This window comes from Cupriavidus sp. HPC(L) (assembly GCF_000307735.3).
GTDB lineage: Bacteria > Pseudomonadota > Gammaproteobacteria > Burkholderiales > Burkholderiaceae > Cupriavidus.
The window spans coordinates 18,408-38,344 of the sequence record NZ_AMPR02000135.1; the positions used below are offsets into that span (position 1 = coordinate 18,408).

At 65.7% G+C, this 19,937-nt stretch carries 22 protein-coding genes; 16 read left to right on the plus strand and 6 right to left on the minus strand.

The genetic code is table 11. From position 1 onward, the window contains the following. The first annotated feature begins 84 nt into the window (after positions 1 to 84). Both B551_RS09910 and B551_RS09915 read left to right on the plus strand, forming a co-directional pair. Entirely contained in the window at positions 85 to 651 is a 567-nt protein-coding gene (locus B551_RS09910; protein WP_023263995.1) for a thioredoxin family protein, read from the plus strand. 169 nt (positions 652 to 820) lie between these two features. Next, on the plus strand, positions 821 to 1,867 hold the full coding sequence (locus B551_RS09915; protein ID WP_006576755.1) for an asparaginase: 1,047 nt from the start codon (positions 821 to 823) through the stop codon (positions 1,865 to 1,867). A gap of 21 nt (positions 1,868 to 1,888) precedes the next feature. Here B551_RS09915 and B551_RS09920 read toward each other — a convergent pair whose 3' ends face one another. Then, entirely contained in the window at positions 1,889 to 2,821 is a 933-nt protein-coding gene (locus B551_RS09920) for a LysR family transcriptional regulator (RefSeq protein WP_006576756.1), read from the minus strand. Between the two features lie 117 nt (positions 2,822 to 2,938). Between B551_RS09920 and B551_RS09925 the strand changes: the two genes are divergently transcribed. From B551_RS09925 to B551_RS09935, 3 genes are all read left to right on the plus strand, one after another. Further along, complete coding sequence (locus B551_RS09925) at positions 2,939 to 3,733, plus strand: SDR family NAD(P)-dependent oxidoreductase (RefSeq protein ID WP_006576757.1); 795 nt, start codon at positions 2,939 to 2,941, stop codon at positions 3,731 to 3,733. Positions 3,734 to 3,825: 92 nt separating this feature from the next. Further along, positions 3,826 to 4,800 (plus strand): tripartite tricarboxylate transporter substrate binding protein, encoded by a 975-nt coding sequence (locus tag B551_RS09930; RefSeq protein ID WP_006576758.1) that lies wholly within the window; start codon positions 3,826 to 3,828, stop codon positions 4,798 to 4,800. Positions 4,801 to 4,838: 38 nt separating this feature from the next. Continuing rightward, complete coding sequence (locus tag B551_RS09935) at positions 4,839 to 5,363, plus strand: carboxymuconolactone decarboxylase family protein (protein ID WP_006576759.1); 525 nt, start codon at positions 4,839 to 4,841, stop codon at positions 5,361 to 5,363. Between the two features lie 178 nt (positions 5,364 to 5,541). On the opposite strand, the gene nhaA is transcribed toward B551_RS09935, so the two are convergent. Further along, positions 5,542 to 6,780: a Na+/H+ antiporter NhaA gene (gene nhaA, locus B551_RS09940; RefSeq protein WP_006576760.1), complete on the minus strand. Its 1,239-nt coding sequence runs from the start codon at positions 6,778 to 6,780 to the stop codon at positions 5,542 to 5,544. Positions 6,781 to 7,059: 279 nt separating this feature from the next. Beyond that, entirely contained in the window at positions 7,060 to 7,935 is an 876-nt protein-coding gene (locus B551_RS09945; RefSeq protein WP_043438555.1) for a DMT family transporter, read from the minus strand. 162 nt (positions 7,936 to 8,097) lie between these two features. On the opposite strand from B551_RS09945, the gene B551_RS09950 reads away from it, so the two are divergent. The 3 genes from B551_RS09950 (at position 8,098) to B551_RS09960 (ending at position 10,336) form a co-directional block, all read left to right on the plus strand. Next, positions 8,098 to 8,547: an Lrp/AsnC family transcriptional regulator gene (locus B551_RS09950; protein WP_006576762.1), complete on the plus strand. Its 450-nt coding sequence runs from the start codon at positions 8,098 to 8,100 to the stop codon at positions 8,545 to 8,547. Positions 8,548 to 8,693: 146 nt separating this feature from the next. Then, positions 8,694 to 9,311, plus strand: coding sequence for a 2-hydroxychromene-2-carboxylate isomerase (locus tag B551_RS09955; RefSeq protein WP_006576763.1), 618 nt, complete (start codon positions 8,694 to 8,696; stop codon positions 9,309 to 9,311). 41 nt (positions 9,312 to 9,352) lie between these two features. After that, positions 9,353 to 10,336, plus strand: a complete 984-nt coding sequence (locus tag B551_RS09960) for a nitronate monooxygenase family protein (RefSeq protein ID WP_006576764.1) — start codon at positions 9,353 to 9,355, stop codon at positions 10,334 to 10,336. 123 nt (positions 10,337 to 10,459) lie between these two features. On the opposite strand, the gene B551_RS09965 is transcribed toward B551_RS09960, so the two are convergent. Continuing rightward, a complete protein-coding gene (locus B551_RS09965; RefSeq protein WP_006576765.1) occupies positions 10,460 to 11,188 on the minus strand; it encodes an SDR family oxidoreductase in 729 nt (242 codons plus the stop codon). A gap of 266 nt (positions 11,189 to 11,454) precedes the next feature. On the opposite strand from B551_RS09965, the gene B551_RS09970 reads away from it, so the two are divergent. Beyond that, a complete protein-coding gene (locus B551_RS09970) occupies positions 11,455 to 12,444 on the plus strand; it encodes an Rpn family recombination-promoting nuclease/putative transposase (RefSeq protein WP_006576766.1) in 990 nt (329 codons plus the stop codon). Positions 12,445 to 12,624: 180 nt separating this feature from the next. Here the strand turns inward: B551_RS09970 and B551_RS09975 are convergent, their stop codons facing one another. Both B551_RS09975 and B551_RS09980 read right to left on the minus strand, forming a co-directional pair. Continuing rightward, the gene (locus tag B551_RS09975) at positions 12,625 to 13,635 is read right to left on the minus strand and encodes a tripartite tricarboxylate transporter substrate binding protein (RefSeq protein WP_006576767.1); all 1,011 of its coding nucleotides are present in this window, start codon (positions 13,633 to 13,635) and stop codon (positions 12,625 to 12,627) included. A 37-nt stretch (positions 13,636 to 13,672) separates the two neighbouring features. Further along, positions 13,673 to 14,764 (minus strand): porin, encoded by a 1,092-nt coding sequence (locus B551_RS09980; RefSeq protein WP_006576768.1) that lies wholly within the window; start codon positions 14,762 to 14,764, stop codon positions 13,673 to 13,675. 283 nt (positions 14,765 to 15,047) lie between these two features. On the opposite strand from B551_RS09980, the gene B551_RS09985 reads away from it, so the two are divergent. From B551_RS09985 to B551_RS25550, 7 genes are all read left to right on the plus strand, one after another. Further along, positions 15,048 to 15,932 (plus strand): alpha/beta fold hydrolase, encoded by an 885-nt coding sequence (locus B551_RS09985; RefSeq protein WP_023263997.1) that lies wholly within the window; start codon positions 15,048 to 15,050, stop codon positions 15,930 to 15,932. A gap of 193 nt (positions 15,933 to 16,125) precedes the next feature. Beyond that, on the plus strand, positions 16,126 to 16,431 hold the full coding sequence (locus B551_RS09990; protein WP_006576770.1) for a recombinase-like helix-turn-helix domain-containing protein: 306 nt from the start codon (positions 16,126 to 16,128) through the stop codon (positions 16,429 to 16,431). Positions 16,432 to 16,480: 49 nt separating this feature from the next. Continuing rightward, the gene (locus B551_RS09995; RefSeq protein WP_006576771.1) at positions 16,481 to 17,551 is read left to right on the plus strand and encodes an aromatic ring-hydroxylating dioxygenase subunit alpha; all 1,071 of its coding nucleotides are present in this window, start codon (positions 16,481 to 16,483) and stop codon (positions 17,549 to 17,551) included. Beyond that, the gene (locus tag B551_RS10000; RefSeq protein WP_006576772.1) at positions 17,544 to 18,326 is read left to right on the plus strand and encodes an SDR family oxidoreductase; all 783 of its coding nucleotides are present in this window, start codon (positions 17,544 to 17,546) and stop codon (positions 18,324 to 18,326) included. Before B551_RS09995 ends, B551_RS10000 begins: the two co-directional genes overlap by 8 nt. 62 nt (positions 18,327 to 18,388) lie before the next feature. Next, positions 18,389 to 18,925, plus strand: a complete 537-nt coding sequence (locus B551_RS10005) for a cupin domain-containing protein (RefSeq protein ID WP_006576773.1) — start codon at positions 18,389 to 18,391, stop codon at positions 18,923 to 18,925. 34 nt (positions 18,926 to 18,959) lie between these two features. Further along, entirely contained in the window at positions 18,960 to 19,781 is an 822-nt protein-coding gene (locus tag B551_RS10010) for an IclR family transcriptional regulator (RefSeq protein ID WP_006576774.1), read from the plus strand. Positions 19,782 to 19,796: 15 nt separating this feature from the next. Further along, on the plus strand, positions 19,797 to 19,937 hold a 141-nt coding region (locus B551_RS25550), incomplete at its 3' end, for an SDR family NAD(P)-dependent oxidoreductase (RefSeq protein WP_157071952.1).

The following is a 19,937-nucleotide window of genomic DNA, read 5'->3' on the forward strand; positions in this document are numbered from 1 at the left end:
CTGCCGGTCGATCGATCGGCAAGCGTGGCCGCTTCCCCGGTCCGCAAGCCGCCTCCTCTTATCCATTTCGACCTGTCCGACATCATGCGCACGCTTCTCGCTTCCACATTGGCCGCCGCCGGCATCGCCGCGGTCTGTTTCGTCGGCAATGGCGCCAACGCCGTTGGTTCCGGCGTTGGTTCCGCATTTGGGTTCACGATCCCGAACCAAACCAAAGCCCCCGAATTCGTCGGCATCGACCGCTGGCTGAACTCACAGCCGCTGTCGATGCAGGGCCTGCGCGGCAAGGTCGTGCTGGTCGACTTCTGGACCTATTCCTGCATCAATTGCATCAACACGCTGCCCTACGTCAAGCAGTGGCACGACAAGTACAAGGACCAGGGGCTGGTCGTGGTCGGCGTGCATACGCCCGAGTTTCCGTTCGAAAAGTCGACCGCCAACGTGCAGGCCGCGATCAAGCGTTTCGATATCCGCTATCCGGTCGCGCAGGACAATGGCTACGCGACATGGTCGGCCTATCACAATCGATACTGGCCCGCGCTCTATCTCGTCGATGCGGAAGGCAGGATCGTCTACCAGCATTTCGGCGAGGGGCAGTACGCGGAAACGGAGGCAGCAATCCGCAATGCGCTGGCGCAGCGCAAGCAATAAGGGCCATGTCTGCGCCGGGGCGTCGCGCAGCGCCCCGGGAAATATGGGGAATACGGGGAATCGCCCGGATGGCGCGCGATGCCAGGATGTGGCCCAATGCCTGCGAACCCGCCGGTCCCGACGCAGGGGCCGAGCCGGATTCCGATCATCACATCACAGGAGACTTCGAATGAAGCCACGCCGCGCCCTGCTCAGCATGCTGTTGTTTGCATCCGCCACCGCCTTTGCGCAAGGCAAGCCCGTGGTGCAGTTCATCGCCACGGGCGGCACCATCGCGATGAAGATCGACCCGGTCAAGAATGCGCCGGTGCCGGCGATCTCCGGCGACGACTTGCTGGCCACGGTGCCCGACATCGGCAAGTACGCCACCATCCAGGTCAATAATCTGTCCAACGTGCCGTCGGACTATATGGACCCGCCGCGCTGGGTCGCGCTGACCCGGGCCGTGCAGGCTTCGCTGGACCGGCCTGACGTCGCCGGGGTCATCGTGTCGCACGGCACCGATACGCTGGAAGAAACCGCATACTGGCTCGACTTGACGGTGCGCTCGGACAAGCCGGTCGTGCTGATCGGCGCGCAGCGCAACGCGTCTTCGCCGGACTTCGACGGCCCCCGCAATCTGCTGAACGCCGCCCGCATCGCCGTCGACGAGCAATCGAAGGGCAAGGGCGTGATGCTGGCGATGAACAATCAGATCAATGCCGCCCGCTACGTCACCAAGACCCACACCGCGAACGTCGAGACGTTCAATTCGGGTGATTTCGGCTTTATCGGCGAGGTCTATCCGGATCGGGTGATTTACTCGAGCACGCCATCGCGCCGCCAGCATATTCCGATCCAGACCGACAAGATGCCCGAGGTCGAAATCGTCGCGATGTACGGCGGCGCCGATGGCGCTGCGCTGCGCAACGCCGTCGATCGCGGCGTCAAGGGCATCGTGGTGCAGGCGCTGGGCATGGGCAACATGAATCAGCCGATGTTCGAGGCCGTCAAATATGCGCTGTCCAGGCAGGTGCCGGTCGTGATCTCGACGCGGGTGCACAACGGACGCGTTCTGCCGAACTATGGCTTCGTCGGCGGCGGCAAGACCACGTTCGACGCCGGCGCGGTGATGGCCGACGATCTGAAGCCGGCCAAGGCGCGCATCCTGCTGATGCTGCTGTTGCAGCGAGGCGTGACCAGCCAGGCCGACCTGCAGGCGGCGTTCAGCCGCTAAGGCTTGGCGAGAAGATAGAGGCTATGCGGCCGGTGGCCAGATCCAGCCCGGCCACCGCCGCTTCAGCCGGTCGGCGACGATGCCGACCTCCACCATGGCCTGCGCCGCGATTTCCGACGGCGGCGACGTCTTGCGGCTGACCAGGCCAACGGACCGCACCGGCCCATCGACGATCTCCGCCACCCGCATGCCCTTCAGCGACAGCAGCGGCATGATGCCGAGATAGGGCAGCACCGCGATGCCAAGCCCTTCCTTGACGAAGCCTGCAATGGTGCCGATCTGGTCCAGCTGGAGCTTCGGGCGGAACTGCACGCCGCGCTGCAGGAACGCGGCGCTCATGTATTTCATCGCGGTGCTGCGGTCGGTCATGCTGATGAGCGGCAGGCCGGCGAGTTCGTCCATATGCATGCGCTTGCGCAAGGGTTTGCGCCACTGCGCCGGAGCGAGCAGCACAAAGCGATCGCGCAGGATCTCCCGGAACAGCAGGTCAGGGTTGGAGGGCGACGCGGAGGCCAGCGCGAAGTCGACCTGATAGTCGATCACGCGCTGTACCGCGGCCTGATCCGCGCAGTCGTGCACCGCGATCTGCGCATGCGGATAGCGCCGTTCCAGCGCCGCACAGACGCCGGGCAACAGCACGTTGGCAAGGGATGGCAGCGCCGCGATCGACAGCCGCTGCGCCTCCTGTTCCGCGCGGCTCTGCAGATGCCGCAGGCCGGAATCGAACTCGCCGACGATGCGGCGGGCCATCGGCACCAGCTGCTCGCCGGCCGGCGTCAGCCGGACGCTGCGCGTCGATCGTTCGAACAGCGCGATGCCCAGTTCCTCCTCCATCTCCTTGACCGCCTTGCTCAACGACGGCTGCGTGACGAAAAACTGCTCGGCGGTGCGGCTGAAATTCAGCGATTGCGCCAGTGCCAGGAAGATCCGCAGTTGGCGGGGTGTGATATTCATTCTTCGGGTCTATCAATCTATAGACAAAGGGAATTTCCGCAATAAATGTAGTCTCCCTAGAATGGGCCGCGCAAGCGATTGCGGGATTTCCTTGCGGACCTGGACAACGGAGACGAGATGCTGGATCTGAACGGCAAGGTGGCGCTGATCATGGGATGCGGCGCCGTCGCCGAAGGGTGGGGGAACGGGCGCGCCACCGCGATGCTGATGGCGCGGCAGGGGGCGCGGGTGTTCGGCACGGACCTGCATCTGGGCCATGCGGTGCGCACGCGCGAACTGATCGTCGCCGAAGGCTACGATGCCGATGTGGTCGCGTGCGACAGCACCAGCGCGGAGCAGGTCGAGGACGCGGTGCGGGCCTGCCTGTCGCGCCATGGCCGTATCGATATCCTGGTCAACAACGTTGGCCTGTCGCAGCCCGGCGGTCCCGTCGACATGGACGAAGCCGTCTGGGATGCGCAGATGCAGGTGAACCTGAAGGGCGCGTTCCTGGCGTGCAAGCACGTCCTGCCGATCATGAAGCAGCAGGGCGGCGGTGCGGTCGTCAATATCGCCTCGGTGGCCGGGCTGCGGTATGTCGGCAAGCCGCAGGTTGCCTATGCCGCGGCCAAGGCGGGCCTGATGCATTTCACGCGGACGACCGCGGTGATTCACGCGCCGGACAACATCCGGCTGAACTGCGTGGTGCCCGGACTGATGCATACCCCGTTGATCGAAGGGCTGGCCGCCAAGTATGCCGGCGGCGATACGCAGGCGTTCATTGCGCACCGGCATGGCCAGGTTCCCATGCAGCGGATGGGCGATGGCTGGGACACCGCGCACGCGGTGCTGTTTCTGGCAGCCGACGAGAGCCGCTATATCACCGGCACCGAGATCGTCGTCGACGGCGGGCTCGTTGCCGCGACGCGATAGCGGCTGCGTGCCGCTTGCATTGCAGTTCGATGCCGACAGGCATGCGGCAAGGCTCTCGCCAGCCTTGCCAACAATAACGACAGGAGACCACGATGACTATCCTTCCCCGGCGCCTGTTCGGCGCCGCGGCGCTGGCCGCCGCTGCCCTCTTTCCCGCCGCTACCGCCTGGAGCCAGGCGTATCCGAGCCAGCCGATCCGGCTGATCGTGCCGTTCGCGCCGGGCGGCGCGGTGGACCAGACCGCGCGCACGATTTCCGGCGCGCTGGGCAAGGAGCTGGGCCAGCCGATCGTCATCGAGAACAAGCCCGGTGCCAGCGGCTCGCTGGGCGCGGCCGATCTGGCACGGGCGAAGCCAGATGGCTATACGCTGATGCTGGCGCTGGATTCGCATGCGGTGAATCACTACACGGTCAAGAACCTGCGCTTCGATACGTTCAAGTCGTTCGACTACCTGAGCCTGCTGGTCACGACGCCGCAGGTGCTGGTCGTCAACAACGCGTTGCCCGCCAACAATCTGGATCAGCTGGTGGCCTACCTGAAGGCCAATCCCAATACCTCGTATGGATCCGCGGGCACGGCGTCGGCCGGGCACGTCAACAGCGCGCAGCTGTCCATTGCCAGGCAGCTGGCGACGACTCATATCCCGTACAAGGGCGCGGCGCCGTTGCTGACCGACCTGCTTGGCGGCCATGTCCAGTACGCGTTCGCCGGCCTGTCGGTGATGCTGCCGCATATCAAGGCGGGCAAGGTCCGCGCGCTGGCGGTCAGCTCGCCGAAGCGGTCCGCGATGCTGCCCGACGTGCCGACGATGAGCGAGGCGATTCCGGGCTTCGAGTATCCGACCTGGATCGGCCTGGTCGCGCCGCAGGGCTTGCCGCCCGACGTTCGCGCGAAGCTGCTGGCCGCGACGCACAAGGTCATGCAAGATCCCGAGGTATCGAAGCGATTCGCAGAGAATGCGTTCGATATCGTCAACAGCAGTCCCGAGGCCTTTGCCGCCCGGGTCAAGAAGGACGCGGGCGCCATGGGCGATCTCGTGCGCCGCAAGGTGATCGTCGCGGAATAGACCACGCCGATTCCATTTATCCCACTACGGACCCAGACATGGCCGCCATTCCCTACGCCGATCTTTCGGCTCCCGACATCCAGCCGCTGGCCGAACGGATCGCCGCCGAGCGCGGCAGCGTGCTGCATCTCTATCAGATGCTGCTGCACGCGCCGCCCGTGGCGGAAGGCTGGCTGACCTATCTGACCGCCATCCGCCAGAAGTCGAGCCTGCCGGGCGCGCTGCGCGAGATGGTGATCATGCGCGTGGCGATTCTGAACGGTGCGTCGTACGAGGCCGACCAGCATGCGCCGATCGCGCTGAAGGAAGGCATGACGCAAGCCCAGCTCGATGCCTTGCCCGACTGGCGCGACAGCGCGCTGTTCGTCGATGTCGAGCGCGCGGTGCTTGCCTACACCGACGCGATGACGCGCGACATCCGCGTGGAGCCCGCCGTGTTTGCCGGGATCGCGCGGCACTTCTCGCATCGGCATGTGGTCGAACTGACCGCTACCATTGCCGCGTACAACATGGTGTCGCGCTTCCTGGAGGCGCTGCAGGTGCATTCGCACGACGCGAGGTAGTGTTGTGTTCGGGGGGGGCGGCCCTCTCCCCCGGCCCCTCTCCCGCCAGCGGGAGAGGGGAGCCAACCACCGGCATTCCGGTCAACCATAGTGACTCGCCTCTCGCTGCGCAATCTCCCTCTCCCGCTTGCGGAAGAGGGTCGGGGAGAGGGCAGGGCGGATCCACCCCTCCGGGCCGTCAGCGCCCCGAGGGAACCTCCGAAGGCGATACCGGATCGGCCTCGAAATCCATCGTATCCATATCGACATCGGACGCCACCGGCTTGCCGAACAGCTTTAGCCAGGCAAAGCCCAGCACACCCGCGCTCAGCGATGCCAGCAGGATCGCCATCTTCGATGCATTGATCACGGCCGGCGCATCGGTAAAGGCCAGGTTGGTGATGAAGATCGACATCGTGAAGCCGATGCCGCCGAGCAGGCCCGCGCCAAGGACATGCCGCCAACGCAGGTCGAGCGGCAGCTTGCAGAGACCGATGGCGACCGCGACGAAGCTGACGAGCGTGATGCCCAGCGGTTTGCCGACCACCAGCCCGGCCAGGATGCCAAGGCTGTTCGACGAGGCCAGCTCCTGCGCCCAGTCGCTGCCGATGACGATGCCGGTATTGGCCAGTGCGAAGATCGGCAGGATCACGAAGGCGACCGGCCGGTGCAGGAAGTGCTCGAGCCGATGCGACGGCGAAGCAGCGTCGTCCTGCCTGGCGGAGAAGGGGATCGCGAAAGCCAGCAGCACGCCGGCAATCGTCGCGTGCACGCCGGACTTCAGCATCAGGAACCACATCAGCACGCCGCCCAGCAGGTAGGGGATCAGCGACATCACGCGCAGCACGCGGTTCATCACCAGCAGCGCGGCGAATACCGCGAGCGCGCCGGCCAGATAGACGAACGCCAGTTCGGCCGTGTAGAACAGCGCGATCACGATGATGGCGCCGAGGTCGTCCATCACGGCAAGCGCGGTCAGGAAGACCTTCAGCGAGGCCGGCACGCGGCTGCCAAGCAGCGCCAGCACGCCGAGCGCGAACGCGATGTCGGTCGCCATCGGAATGCCGATGCCGGCCTGCGTCGGCGTGCCGCCGTTGAATCCGAAGTGGATCAGTGCGGGAACCGCTATGCCGCCGGCCGCCGCGACGATGGGCAGCAGGGCATTCCGGAGGCTGGACAGTTCGCCGTTGTACAGCTCGCGTTCGAGTTCGAGGCCAATCAGCAGGAAGAAAATGGCCATCAGCGCATCATTGATCCAGTGCTCGACGCTGAGGCCCGCGACTTTCACATGCCACAGGTGGAGGTACTGATCGCCGACCGGCGAATTGGCCAGTATCAGCGAAACGACGGTGCAGGCGATCAGCAGGATGCCGCCCGCCTTCTCGGACTCGAAAAAGCGCTGGAACGTATTGGAGAGTCGTCTTTGTACGATTGCCATGGGACCTCTCTTGGGGAGCTATACCGGGATGGAAGCGAATGGAAATGCGCGCGCGCAGGCGCCGCGGCTTCCGTTGCCGGGAGGCGCGGAAGGGGGCGTTGCGTGACAGCGCGTGGGAGCGGAGAGTCGACCAGGGGAATGGTCTGGATGAGGGTGGTGCATGCATCGGTCGCGGAAAAGCCGCGTGGCGGCCCGACCGACGCAAATCCTGCCACCCCGTGGGGTGAGCACCCGGGCCGAAGTATACCGGAACGGGGTGGCAGGAGGGCGGAGACGTCGTTAAGCGGATCCGCTCTTGGCGGCGGCGCCGTGCTTGCGCGCAAGCGGCAGCCGCCATCCCAGCGTCATGCCGGCGGCCGCGATCAGGATCGCCGCGGCACCGGTCCATTGCGCCCAATCGAGGCGCAGGCCGAAGGCCACCATATCGACGACGATCGCGACCACGGGATAGACGAACGACAGCGCCGCCGTCATCGCGGTCGACAGCTTCTGGATCGCGCCATACAGCAGGATGTAGACCAGCCCGGTATGGACCACGCCGATCGTCACCAGCATCGGCCACGACCCGTCGTAGGCCGCCAGGTCCGACAAATTGGCGAACGGGGCCAGCATCGCCATGCCGACGCAGGCCTGGATCAGCGCGATCAGATGCGGCGGCACGCCCGACAACCGCTTGGTGATGATGGCCGCGACCGCATAGAAGAACGCGGCACCCAGCGCCAGCGCGATACCGCCCAGATAGTCGGTGGCGCCATGGCCGTGATCGGGCTTTGCCTGCACGATCATCAGCACGCCGGTGAAGGCGATCAGCAGCCAGGCCAGCTTGGTCAGCGTGATGCGTTCGGAAAACAGCAGCGCGCCCAATGCCACCAGCATGAACGGCTGCGTGTTGTAGACCGCCGTCGCGATCGAAATCGAGGCGCGCGGATAGGCCGCAAACAGCAGCAGCCAGTTCATCACGATCGCGACGCCGCCCAGTGCCGCCAGGCCCAGCGTGCGCCAGGTCAGCTGCCGCAGCATGCCCAGCGCGGCGCAGACCGCCAGCAGCGTCAGCGCGCCGAACAGGCAGCGCCAGAACACGACGTCGCGGATCGGCTGTCCGGACTCGACCACGAACCAGCCGATGGTGCCGGACAACACCATCGAGGCCGTCATTTCGGCAGTGCCGCGTAGGGAATTCACCGTCTTTCTCCTGAGGGCTGAATGGTGTTTAGAATCGCATGACGAGGGCCGCGATTCTATATGGTTTGTTAGGCGGGATGGCGGCAGTTCCTGTATTTCGAAGGTATATCGCCTGATCCCCTAAGGAAATAAAAAATGCTCGACGATGTCGATCGGCGCATCCTCGCCGTGCTGGCGGAGGACGCCCGGATTTCACTGAAGGAGTTGGCGGCGCGGGTCGGGCTGTCTTCGCCGAGCACTTCGGAGCGGCTCAAACGCCTGGAAGAACGCAAGGTCATTCGCGCCTTCACCATCGATATCGATCCGGCCGCGCTCGGTTATCCGCTGCAGGCCATCGTTCGTATCCGCCCGCTGCCCGGCAAGCTCCATATCGTGCAAAAGCTGATTGCCGATATTCCGGAGATCGGGGAATGCGACAAGGTGACCGGCGAGGATTGCTTTATTGCGCGCCTTTATGTGCGTTCGATCGAGGAGCTCGATGGCCTGCTGGATCGCGTGGCCCAGATGGCGGAAACCAATACGTCGGTGGTCAAGGCCAAGGTGGTGCCCAAGCGCGGCGCGCCGATCGGAGAGAGCCGCGGCTAATGCCCGCACGGCTTGTCCGCCCGGACTGCATGGTGGAACAAGCGCGGAAAGCCTTGCCAAACAGGCGCACGACGGTACATTGTTGGCGGAGAACAAGCCGGCGAACTCGTTCGGCAACCATCCACACCCGGAGATGGAGACAAGCGATGCGTACCGTCAACGCGCAGTTCCTGTTCGATTTCGGCAGTCCCAACGCCTACCTGGCACACAAGGTCATTCCGGCCATCGAAGCGCGCACCGGCGCGACATTCGAATACGTTCCGATCCTGCTTGGCGGCCTGTTTCGGCTGACCGGCAATCGATCGCCGATGGAGGCGTTCGCCGGTATCAAGAACAAGCCGGAATACGGGCGGCTGGAAATGCAGCGCTTTATCCGGCGGCACGGCCTGACCGCGTTTCGAATGAATCCCCACTTTCCGGTCAATACGCTGCAGATCATGCGAGGGGCGATCGCGGCGAGCCACGATGGCAGCTTTGCGCGATATGTCGACGCGGTCTTCGGCGCGATGTGGGAGCGCGGATTGAAGATGGACGATCCGGCCGTGATCGCGTCCGTGCTGGACGAGGCCGGGCTGGATGGGTCTCGGCTGCTGGAGGCGATCAATCAGCCGGCCGTCAAGGAAACGCTGCTCGGCAATACGCAGCGCGCATTCGAGCGTGGGGCATTCGGCGCGCCGACCTTCTTCGTCGACGACGAGATCTTCTTCGGCAAGGACAGCCTGCGCGATGTCGAAGAGGAAATCATCCGCGTGCGCGCCGCCTGATTCGCGCCCTGCCTTTCCACCCGTTCGGAGGCTTCCTGCCCATGAAAACACGCATCACTGAACTGTTCGCGATCCGCTATCCGATCATCCAGGGCGGCATGCATTTCGTCGGCCTTGCCGATCTGGCGGCGGCCGTTTCCAATGCCGGCGGCCTGGGCATCATCACTGCGCTGACGCAGCGCACGCCCGAGCTGCTGGCCAGGGAGATCGCGCGCTGCCGCGAGATGACGGACCAGCCGTTCGGCGTCAACCTGACCTTCCTGCCGACGTTCTCCGAGCCGCCCTACGCGGAATACATCGCCGCCATCGCCGAAGGGGGCGTGCGTATCGTCGAGACCGCGGGCCGCAGTCCCGAACAGTACATGCCGGCGTTGAAGGCGGCCGGCATCAAGGTGATTCACAAATGCACGTCGGTGCGCCACGCGCTGAAGGCCGAGAAGATCGGCTGCGATGCGGCCAGCGTCGACGGCTTCGAATGCGGCGGCCATCCGGGCGAGGACGACGTGCCCAACATGATCCTGCTGCCGCGGGCCGCCGAAACGCTGAAGATTCCGTTCGTCGCGTCCGGGGGCATGGCGGACGGCCGCAGCCTGGTGGCCGCGCTGGCGCTGGGCGCGGACGGCATCAATATGGGTACCCGCTTCCTGGCCACCGAGGAAGCGCCGGTGCATGCGAATGTCAAGCAGGCGATCGTCGAGGCCAGCGAGCTGGACACGCGGCTGATCATGCGGGCGCTGCGCAATACCGAGCGGGTGCTGAACAATGGCGGCGTCGAGCGGCTGCTGCAGATCGAGCGCGAGAAGGGCGCCGACCTGAAGATCGCGGATATCTACGATCAGGTCGCCGGCATCTATCCCAAGGTGATGGTGGAGGGCGATGTCGAGGCGGGGGCCTGGAGCTGCGGCATGGTCGCCGGCCTGATCCACGACATTCCGAGCGTCAAGACGCTGATCGACCGGATCGTCATGGAGGCCGAGCAGTTGACGTTCCAGCGGCTGGCCGGGATGTTCGACGCGCGGCGCTGAGGGGCAATGCATGGGCGAGGCACGGTGCCTCGTCCATGCGGGAAGCTGGAAAGCCGGTAGCCGGTAGCCGGAAGCGGGAAGCCCGACACCCTGAGTAGGGGCCGAGGCCCCCCGGCAGCCCGATCACCAGGCCTCGATCCACGGCCGCAGATCGAGCTCATGCGTCCACGCGTCGCGCGGCTGCTGGTGCAGCATCCAGTAGGCGTCGGCGATGTGCTCGGGATTCAGGATGCCGTCGCGATCCTTCAGCGCATAGCGCTCGGGGAAGTTCTCGCGGATAAAGGCGGTGTCGATGGCGCCGTCGATGATCGGGTGGGCCACGTGGATGCCCTGTGGCCCCAGCTCCTTCGCCATCGATTGCGCCAGCGCGCGCAGGCCGTGCTTGGCCCCGGCAAACGCCGAGAATCCGGCGCGGCCGCGCATGCTGGCGGTCGCTCCCGTAAAGAAGATCGAACCGCGGCCGCGCGGCACCATCACGCGGGCCGTCTCGCGTCCCATCAGGAAGCCCGCGAAGCAGGCCATCTCCCAGACCTTGAAGTAGACGCGGGCCGTCGTGTCCAGCACGTCGAAGCGGACGTTCGCGCCGATGTTGAACACCGCCACCTCGATCGGCGCGATGTCGGCCTCGATCCGCTGGACCAGGCTCGTCATTTCCTCTTCCTTGCGCGCGTCCGAGCCGAAAGCATGCGCGATGCCGCCCTCGGCTTCGATCTGCTGAACCAGCGGCGCCAGCTTGTCGGCATGGCGCCGGGTCACGCAGGCGATATAGCCCTCGCGGGCGAAGCGCCGCGCAATGGCACCGCCGGTCGCATCGCCGGCACCGATGACAAGGATGGCCTTCTTTTGGGTCATGGTGTCTCCTTCGGGGCGGCCTGGCACCGCCGGCCATTCCGGCGGCAAGCCGATCGAGTTGTGTTTGCAACGCCGGATAGTGTCCGCGATTTTGCCGAAGACTGCTGGCGGCCAGGTCGGCCTGATGGGCCACGGCGCACCCATCGCTAAGACGATTCTCAATGTCGGCCGACGGCGACATGAAACGCAAAATGCGTGTCCTTCTGTGAAGCATCGAAAGCCCGCGCGCAGGATGCTGTCGGCCTCGACACTCCTCGGTTCCAACCATGGTTCAAATCGAAGACGCCAGCTACAAGCAGCTGTATTCATCGCCCGCGATGGTCCGCAATCTTGTCTCGGGCTTTATCCCCGACGGATGGTTACAGGGGCTGGATTTCAGCACGCTGGAATGCGTCCCTGGCCACTATGTCTCCGACGATCTGCGGCAGCGGGCCAACGATATGGTGTGGCGGGTCCGCGCCGATGACGAATGGCTGTATCTCTATTTGATGATGGAGTTTCAGAGCACAGTCGATCACGGCATGCCGGTGCGCATCATGTCCTATCTGGGACTGCTCTATCAAAGCCTGATCCGCAAGGAGTACGTCAAGCCCCGACGAGGCATCCCGCCGGTGCTGCCCATCGTCCTGTACAACGGTGAAGGGCCATGGGATGCACCCACCGATATCGCGGCGATGCTGCCGGACGTGCCCGGACTTGTCGGTGAGTACCTGCCCAAGCTTAAATATCTGTTGTTGGACAGCGGACGCATCGGCAAGGAACAGCTGCGCGCGATGCGCAATCCGGTTGCCGTGCTGATGCAGCTGGAAGAGGCGGAAACCCAGCAGGAGGTCGGCGAGTTGATCGACAAGCTTGCGGACATCGTCAAAGGCGACGAAGGACTGAAGCGAATCTTCCTCAATGTGTTGCCGGGACTGATCGGCAGGCGCAGCGGAAACACCTTGGACGTACCGGTGGTCAATGATCTTGTGGAGATGAAGATGAAGCTAAGTCAGAGTTTCAAGGTGTGGGCGCATGAGTACATTCAACAAGGACGAATCGAGGGGGAGCAGAAGGGGCGAGCGGACGCCGCGACGGCGTACCTCCAACGGCAGCTGACTGCCCGCTTCGGAGCCTTGCCCGAATATGCCGTGACCAAGATTGAGGGCGCAACCGAAAAGGAACTCGAGCGATGGGCGCTGCGCCTGCTTCGCGCGGAGACGCTGGACGACGTGTTCAAGGATCCGCTGGCAGACGACACGCCAGGCACTCACTGAGGCCAACACCGACGTCGCGGAAGAATTGATGGGCTGGGCATTGCGAGCGGTCCATGCAAAATCGCTTGCTGAAGTCTTCGAAGACACGCCCAGATAACCTGTGAGCTTCACCCCCGCCGCATGAGATTGGCGCCGTCGTGCACCTGACCTGAACGACGGCGCCAATAACCTCACCGCATATCAATCCGCCTGAATCCCAAACTCCTTGACGATCCGCGCATAGCGGTTCGCATCCGCCGCAATCAGCTTGCCCAGATGGGTGGCATCCCCTCCGACCGGGCTGATGCCGAAGGTCGCCATCTTCTCGATGATGTCCGGCATCTTCAGGATTTCGTTGATATGCCCGTTCAGCGTTCGCACCACGTCAGCCGGCATACCCTTCGGACCGAGGATCGCCTGCCACGCACCCACTTCGACGTCCTTGTAGCCGAGCTCGGCCAGCGTCGGCACGTTGGGCGCAAACGGCGAGCGCTTCGGATCTGCCACGGCGATCGGCAGCAGGCGGCCGTTGGTCACGTACTGGAACACGGCGCCATAGGTGGAATAGGTCATCGGCACCTGGCCGCCCAGCACGTCCACCACCGCCGGCGCGGTGCCGCGATACGGAACCTGCGCGATCCGCACGCCGGCCGCCTTGTTGAACAGCTCGCCGAGGATATGCATCGGCGAGCCGTTGCCCGGCGACGCATAGGTCTGCACCGTGCCGGCCCTGGCGCGCGCCACCAGATCGCTCATCTTGCTGATGCCGGTCGACTTGTTGACGACCACGAACAGCGACTGGCTGCCGGTCTGTATCACCGGCGTGAAGTCGCGCTGCACGTCGTAGGCTGCGCCCGAGCCGGGCTTGAGTACGAGGGGGGCGAGCGCCACGGTGTTCGGCGCGGCCAACAGCGTGTAGCCGTCCGGCTGCGCCTTGGCGACGTAGGCGCTGCCGATCGTGCCGGCGGCGCCGGTGCGGTTCTCGACGACGACCGACTGGTTCAGCCGGATCGCTAGCTTCTCCGCGATCATCCGCGCCAGCACGTCGGTGTCCCCGCCGGCCGGATAGGCGACCACGATCGTGATGGGTTTGCTCGGATAGCCCTGCGCCTGCGCGGCGCCCGTGCCGAGCAGCGCGCCGGCCGCCGTAACGGCCGCCGTAACGGCCGCCGTAACGGCCGCGAACAGTTTGCGGGTGGTGGACTGCTTCATGATTCCTCCAGTTGTCTGCGTTCAGCGATGCCGGCGATCAGAACACGTGCTTGATGCCCAGCATCGCGCCGAGCTGCGAGCCGCCGGGGCGCGTGTTCGAGCCCGGGGATCCACCGCTGACTGAAGTCGTCAGCGTGCCGTCGTTGTCGATGAAGCCCGCGGTCGCATAGACCATCGTCCGCTTCGAGAACGCATACGAGCCGCGCAGCGCGTACAGCATCTGGTCGTTGTCGCTGTGGCGGTATTTCAGGTAGTAGACCTGCCCGGCCAGCTGGAAGGCGGGCGTGATGTCGTAGGCCAGGCCGGCGTACCACATGTCGCTGCGCGGAGTGGGGCTGGCCTCGTTGTCGCGGCGGATCAGGCCGGCGCCGGCCTTGACGCGATCAAGCAGGACATAGCCGCCGACCGACACGCGATCGTCGGTCAGGCTGCTGCTCGTCAGGCCGGCAAACGCGCCGGGGCCGCCGCGCAGCGAGTCGTAGGCCGCATGCACGCCCCACGTCTTGGTCGCGTACTGGACCAGCGCCGACCAGGCGCGGCAGGCGCGCGCATCGGCGGGGTTCTCGCCCGCGCAATTGGTGCCGGACGGGCTCGGACCGGCATTGGCGGCATCGCGGCCGAAGCTGTACGAGGCGCCCACCGTCAGCCCGCCGAAGGTGCCCTTGTAGACCACGGCATTGTCATGCCGCGTGTTGGGGATGTAGCTGTCCAGGGAACCCGAACCGTAGACGTTGGGCCCCAGGATGTCCGAATCGAGGATCGCCCAGAACAGCATCGTGTACTGCCGGCCCAGCGAGATCTGGCCCCACGGACCGGAAACGCCGACCCAGGCCTGGCGGCCGAACAGCCGGCCGCCCTGGTTGGCATTGCCGGTATCCGGGCCAAAGCCGGACTCCAGCACGAACAGGCCCTTGAGCCCGCCGCCCAGGTCCTCGGTGCCGCGGATGCCCCAGCGCGACGGCACCGTCGCCGTCAGGTTCGGCATGCGGACGATGCTGTCCTTGTTGGGGCCGACGTTGTTCACATACTCGACGCCGGTATCGACCACGCCATACAGCGTGACCGATTGCGCGGCCGCCATCACCGGCGCGGCGGCAAGCGCGGCCAGTGCGATCCGTCCTAATTTCATTGCGATTCCTTCCCGATTCCGTCTTGTGGTGGTTCCGGCGGCCGCGTCGTCTCTGTGGCCGATCGCGTCCGTTCCTCGTTGTACTGGCAGTCCTGATGGCCTTTTGCGTTTCATATATAAAACAGTGAATTACATAGGAAACGACAAGCGCAATATAGCGGGCGTTTTGGCCTCGGGCGGGCAGGGAATTCCCTAGCGGGCCGGTAGGTGTTTACGCGGATCTTCAGCGGAATTTCCGGGCGATATAGTCGAGAAGTTTTACCTAAGGACGTAGGTTTCATATATGGAACAAAACTCCGACCGGCGCCAACCGGCCATGCTTACCCGGCTCGCCGACACGTTCGCGGAAACGCTGTCGACCGTGGATGCCAGCGGAGCGCAGGTGGCCTACCGCGTTGGCGGCGGCCAGGGACCTGTGGTGCTGCTGTTGCACGGGATCAGTTCGGGGGCGGCGTCATGGCTGCCATGCGCGAGCCTGCTGGCTGCCCATGCGCGCGTGATCGCCTGGGACGCACCCGGCTATGGCGCATCGACGCCGCTGGCCGAGCGCGCGCCGCGCGCATCGGATTACGCCGTGCGCCTGCAGGTGCTGCTGCGGACGCTGGATCTTCGGCCGGCGCTGATCGTCGGCCATTCGCTCGGCGCGCTGATGGCAGCGGCCTATCTGGCGCAAGCCGAACCGGACTGGCGTCCCGCGCGTGTGCTGCTGGCAAGTCCCGCGCAAGGCTATGGCGCCCCCGGCAAAGAACAGAAGGCGGCTGACGTTGCGCGGCAACGGCTCGAGGCATTGGCCACGCTCGGTGTATCCGGGCTGGCCGAACGCGGCCCGGCGCGGCTGTTGAGTCCCGACGCCGACGCCGGGGCGCGCGAATGGGTGCGATGGAACATGAACCGCCTGAATCCGGACGGCTACCGCCAGGCGGTGGCGATGCTGTGCGGCGACGACATCGGCGCCTACCTGGCGCGCCGGCATGACGACGTACCGGTCGAGATCGGCTGTGGCACTCGGGACGTCGTGACGCCACCGATCGGCGCCGAAGCGCTGGCGCAGCGGTTCGGCCTGCCGTTCACGCCGATCCCCGATGCCGGCCATGCCTGCTACATCGAGCAGGCGGCCACCGTCGCGCGGTGGATTCGCGCGGCGTTGGACCAACGTTCCGCCAGCTAGACAGTGTCGTTCCCGCGGACGCGGGGACGACAACATCACCTGTTTCCTGTCCGACACGCGGTTCCCGGGTAAACCCCAGTCCAATCCCGCAACGCCGAGGTCTATAGTTCAGTCGTGTTCAATACATGGATCGCTGTTCCATATATAAAACATACAGCGAGACACCGGCCGATCGGAAAAAGGAGCAAGCGCAATGGAAATCCTCGACTACAACCCGCAGCTCGCGCCCTGGGACAAGCCCGCGCCGAACAACGTGGCGGGCAAGGGCTATATCGAGCGGCCGGGCAAGGTGCCCAACATCGTCTGGCAGACGCGCTCGGCACTGCCGACCGCTTACGAGAACGCGCTCGGCGATGCGCTCGAGTCCGCCTTCGAAGCAGGCGCGACGACGCCCGAAGACGTGGTGCGCGCCTTCAACCGCGCCGGCTTCCTGACCGCCGATGGCCAGCCCTGGACCGAGGCGCGCTTCCTGGCCGAGATGCAGCGTCTGGGCGCCTGACCCAGACGACCCCCGACGACACCCAGCGGTCCCGCAAGAGAGAACAACGATGGAATCGAACAAGCAAGCCCGCATCGAAGAACGGCTGAACACCGGCCTGCGCAACTACTGGTACCCGGTGGCCGCGTCGTGGTCGGTGACCCATGCACCGATCGGCATCACCCGGCTGAGCCAGAACATCGTGCTGTGGCGCGACGGCGCCGGCCAGGTCCATGCGCTGGAGGACCGCTGCCCGCACCGCGGCGCACGCCTGTCGATGGGCTGGAACCTGGGCGACCGCGTCGCCTGCTGGTACCACGGCGTCGAGGTCGGCGGCGACGGACAGGTCAAGAGCGTGCCGGCGGTCGAGAGTTGCCCGCTCGAAGGCAAGACCTGCGTGCGCAGCTATCCGGTCCAGGAGAAGGCCGGCGCGATCTTCCTGTGGTTCGGCGAGCGCGCGCCGCTCGACGGTGCCGACAGCACCGATGCGCTGCGCTTGCCCGAAGAGCTGGAGAACCCGGAGCACAGCCACTTCCTGTGCGTCGCGCACTGGGACTGCAACTACCGCTACGCGATCGACAACGTCATGGACCCGATGCACGGCGCCTACCTGCATGCGGTCTCGCATTCGATGGCCAGCGGCGAGAAGCAGGCGGTGATGGCCGTGCGCGAGACCGAGCACGGCCTGATGTTCGAGAAGACCGGCCAGCGCGGCGTCAATTTCGACTGGGTCGAGTTCGGCGAGACGGGCACGATGTGGCTGCGCCTGGCGATCCCGTATCGCCCGAAGGTCGGCCCCGGCGGTCCGTTCGGCATCGTCGGTGTGGCGACGCCGGTCGACGAGGAACACTGCATGGTGTTCTTCTGGCGCACCCGCCATGTCCAGGGCTGGGAGCGCGATGTCTGGCGCTTCCTCTACCGCAACCGGCTGGAGAAGCTGCACTGGGACGTGCTGGAGCAGGACCGCGTGGTGCTCGAATCGATGGCGCCCAACGCCCGCGAGCACGAAATGCTCTACCAGCACGATGTCGGCATCACGCGCGTGCGCCGTCTGCTGCGCCGCCGCGCCGAGCAGGAACTCGCCGATGCGCCGATCGCGATGCTGCAGCCGGCGGCCTCGGGAGTCGCCAGCCATGCCTGAGTTCCAGCATCCCGGCGACACGTCGTCGATGCTCGCCGGCCGCAAGGTGCTCGTTACCGGCGCCGCCCGCGGCCTGGGCCTGGCCTTTGCCACCGCGATCGCCGAGGCCGGCGCCTCGGTGGCGATGGCCGACATCCTGGCCGATCGCCTGCATCAGGAAGCGGAAGCGCTGGCCTCGCGCGGCCTGCGCGCGGTGGCGCTGCCGCTCGATCTGTCCGATCCCACCTCGGTGCAGGCCTGCGCCGCCGAGGCGGTGCGCAAGCTGGGCGGCCTCGACGGGCTGGTGAACAACGCCGCGGTGACCGACTCCGGCGGGCGCGACGCCAGCGCGATCGATATCGACACCTGGGACCGCGTGATGAACGTGAACGTGCGCGGCACCTGGCTGATGACCACGGCCTGCCTGCCCGCGCTGCGCGACAGCGGCCGCGGCGCCATCGTCAACCTGGCCTCCGACACGCCGCTGTGGGGCGCGCCGAACCTGCTGGCTTATGTGGCCAGCAAGAGCGCCATCATCGGCATGACCCGTTCGCTGGCACGCGAACTGGGCCCGGACAACATCACGGTCAATGCCGTGGCGCCGGGCCTGACGCTGGTCGAGGCCACCGAGTACGTCCCGCAGAAACGGCACGAGCTCTATCGCGAGCAGCGTGCGATCTCGCGCGAGCAACTGCCCGCCGATGTCTGCGGCGCCGTGCTGTTCGCGCTGTCCGATCTTTCCCGCTTCGTGACCGGCCAGACCCTGGCGGTGAACGGCGGTTTTGTCATGCACTGACGTCATTGACGTCACTGAAGACCCTGAAGACCTGAAGACACCGAAGACCGAAGGAAATCCAAATGAGCGATCTCTCCGAACAACAAGACCTCAAGCGCAGCTGGGACCGTCCCGAGGGCGCCTCGTTCGAGCAGTGGATGGAGGGCCGGGTCGCGCGCTTTGCGACGCGCCGCTACGACTGGAACGCGCTGAAGTTCCAGGCCGACTACGACCCGAAGTACCGCCGCGCGCAGATGCGCTATCTCGGCACCGGCGGCACCGGGGTGGCAGCGGACAGCAACACCGTGCCGTCGGAGCACTTCACCTTCTCGACGATGATCATTCCGGCCGGCCATGAAGGCCCGTCGCACCTGCACACCGATGTCGAGGAGGTGTTCTTCATCCTGCGCGGCAAGATCAAGCTGGTGCTGGAGAAGGACGGCGAGCGCTACGAGACCATCCTGACCGATCGCGACCTGGTGTCGGTGCCGCCGGGCGTCTATCGCGAGGAAATCAATATCGGCGAGGAAGACGCGCTGATGTGCGTGATGCTCGGTGCGAAGAAGCCGATCACGCCGACCTATCCGCCCGAACACCCGCTGTCGAAGATCAAGCGCTGACAGCAGCGGCCACCCGCCCCGACCCCGGATTCCCATGACCGACCCTCTGCCGCCGGACACCGTCCAGGACAAGTACATCGTGCCCGGCCTCGAACGCGGCCTGCGGCTGCTCGGCGAATTCAGCCGCGCGGAACGCACGCTGAGCGCGGCCGAACTGGCGCGCCGCCTGCAGGCGCCGCGTTCGACCGTGTTCCGCCTGCTCGCCACGCTGGAGATGCTGGGCTTTGTCGAACGCAGCGACAACGGCCGCGAATACCGGCTTGGCATGGCCGTGCTGCGGCTGGGCTTCGAATACCTGGCGTCGCTGGAGCTGACCGAGCTCGGTGCGCCGCTGCTCGACCGGCTGCGCGACGAGACCGGCTATCCATGCAACCTGGTCGTGCGCGACGGCCGTTCGATCGTCTACGTCGCCAAGTCGGTGGCGCCGCGGCCGTTCGCCAGCAGCGTCAACGTCGGCACGCGGCTGCCCGCGCATGCAACGGTGCTGGGCCGCGTGCTGCTCGAGGACCTGACGCTGGCCGAGCTGCGCGAGCTCTATCCCGAGCCGCGACTGGAAGCCTTCTCCGAGGGCACGCCGCGCACGGTCGACGCGCTGTTCGAGATGGTGCAGACCGACCGCGAGCGCGGCTACGTGCTGCAGGAGGGCTTCTACGAGGCCAGCATCTCGACGATCGCCGCGCCGGTGCGCGACCGCAGCGCGCGCGTGGTGGCCGCGATGGGCGTGACGATCCCGGCCTCGCATATCGATCCCGGGGAACTGGGCGGCATGGTCGAGAAAGTCAGGAACACCGCGGGCGAACTGTCGCGCCTGCTCGACTACCGGCCGACGCTCGGCCGCAAGGTGGTCAACCTGTGAACGGAGCAAAGCAAGATGTCCATGATTGAACTCGGCGGCAAGGTTGCCGTCGTGACCGGCGGCTCCTCCGGCATCGGCCTGGCCACGGTCGAGCTGCTGCTGGAGGCCGGCGCCGCGGTGGCGCTGTGCGGCCGCGACGCCGACCGGCTGGCCACC

What these genes read in the sequence shown, in the direction of transcription:
- B551_RS09980 (WP_006576768.1), bottom strand. Translation starts at nt 14,764, where the DNA reads ATGAAATTAGGACGGATCGCACTGGCCGCGCTTGCCGCCGCGCCGGTG.
- B551_RS09995 (WP_006576771.1), top strand. Translation starts at nt 16,481, where the DNA reads ATGGAATCGAACAAGCAAGCCCGCATCGAAGAACGGCTGAACACCGGC.
- nhaA (WP_006576760.1), bottom strand. Translation starts at nt 6,780, where the DNA reads ATGGCAATCGTACAAAGACGACTCTCCAATACGTTCCAGCGCTTTTTC.
- B551_RS09955 (WP_006576763.1), top strand. Translation starts at nt 8,694, where the DNA reads ATGCGTACCGTCAACGCGCAGTTCCTGTTCGATTTCGGCAGTCCCAAC.
- B551_RS09990 (WP_006576770.1), top strand. Translation starts at nt 16,126, where the DNA reads ATGGAAATCCTCGACTACAACCCGCAGCTCGCGCCCTGGGACAAGCCC.
- B551_RS10010 (WP_006576774.1), top strand. Translation starts at nt 18,960, where the DNA reads ATGACCGACCCTCTGCCGCCGGACACCGTCCAGGACAAGTACATCGTG.
- B551_RS09920 (WP_006576756.1), bottom strand. Translation starts at nt 2,821, where the DNA reads ATGAATATCACACCCCGCCAACTGCGGATCTTCCTGGCACTGGCGCAA.
- B551_RS09935 (WP_006576759.1), top strand. Translation starts at nt 4,839, where the DNA reads ATGGCCGCCATTCCCTACGCCGATCTTTCGGCTCCCGACATCCAGCCG.
- B551_RS09910 (WP_023263995.1), top strand. Translation starts at nt 85, where the DNA reads ATGCGCACGCTTCTCGCTTCCACATTGGCCGCCGCCGGCATCGCCGCG.
- B551_RS09970 (WP_006576766.1), top strand. Translation starts at nt 11,455, where the DNA reads ATGGTTCAAATCGAAGACGCCAGCTACAAGCAGCTGTATTCATCGCCC.
- B551_RS09930 (WP_006576758.1), top strand. Translation starts at nt 3,826, where the DNA reads ATGACTATCCTTCCCCGGCGCCTGTTCGGCGCCGCGGCGCTGGCCGCC.
- B551_RS10000 (WP_006576772.1), top strand. Translation starts at nt 17,544, where the DNA reads ATGCCTGAGTTCCAGCATCCCGGCGACACGTCGTCGATGCTCGCCGGC.
- B551_RS09925 (WP_006576757.1), top strand. Translation starts at nt 2,939, where the DNA reads ATGCTGGATCTGAACGGCAAGGTGGCGCTGATCATGGGATGCGGCGCC.
- B551_RS09915 (WP_006576755.1), top strand. Translation starts at nt 821, where the DNA reads ATGAAGCCACGCCGCGCCCTGCTCAGCATGCTGTTGTTTGCATCCGCC.
- B551_RS09965 (WP_006576765.1), bottom strand. Translation starts at nt 11,188, where the DNA reads ATGACCCAAAAGAAGGCCATCCTTGTCATCGGTGCCGGCGATGCGACC.
- B551_RS10005 (WP_006576773.1), top strand. Translation starts at nt 18,389, where the DNA reads ATGAGCGATCTCTCCGAACAACAAGACCTCAAGCGCAGCTGGGACCGT.
- B551_RS09945 (WP_043438555.1), bottom strand. Translation starts at nt 7,935, where the DNA reads ATGACGGCCTCGATGGTGTTGTCCGGCACCATCGGCTGGTTCGTGGTC.
- B551_RS09960 (WP_006576764.1), top strand. Translation starts at nt 9,353, where the DNA reads ATGAAAACACGCATCACTGAACTGTTCGCGATCCGCTATCCGATCATC.
- B551_RS09950 (WP_006576762.1), top strand. Translation starts at nt 8,098, where the DNA reads ATGCTCGACGATGTCGATCGGCGCATCCTCGCCGTGCTGGCGGAGGAC.
- B551_RS09975 (WP_006576767.1), bottom strand. Translation starts at nt 13,635, where the DNA reads ATGAAGCAGTCCACCACCCGCAAACTGTTCGCGGCCGTTACGGCGGCC.
- B551_RS09985 (WP_023263997.1), top strand. Translation starts at nt 15,048, where the DNA reads ATGGAACAAAACTCCGACCGGCGCCAACCGGCCATGCTTACCCGGCTC.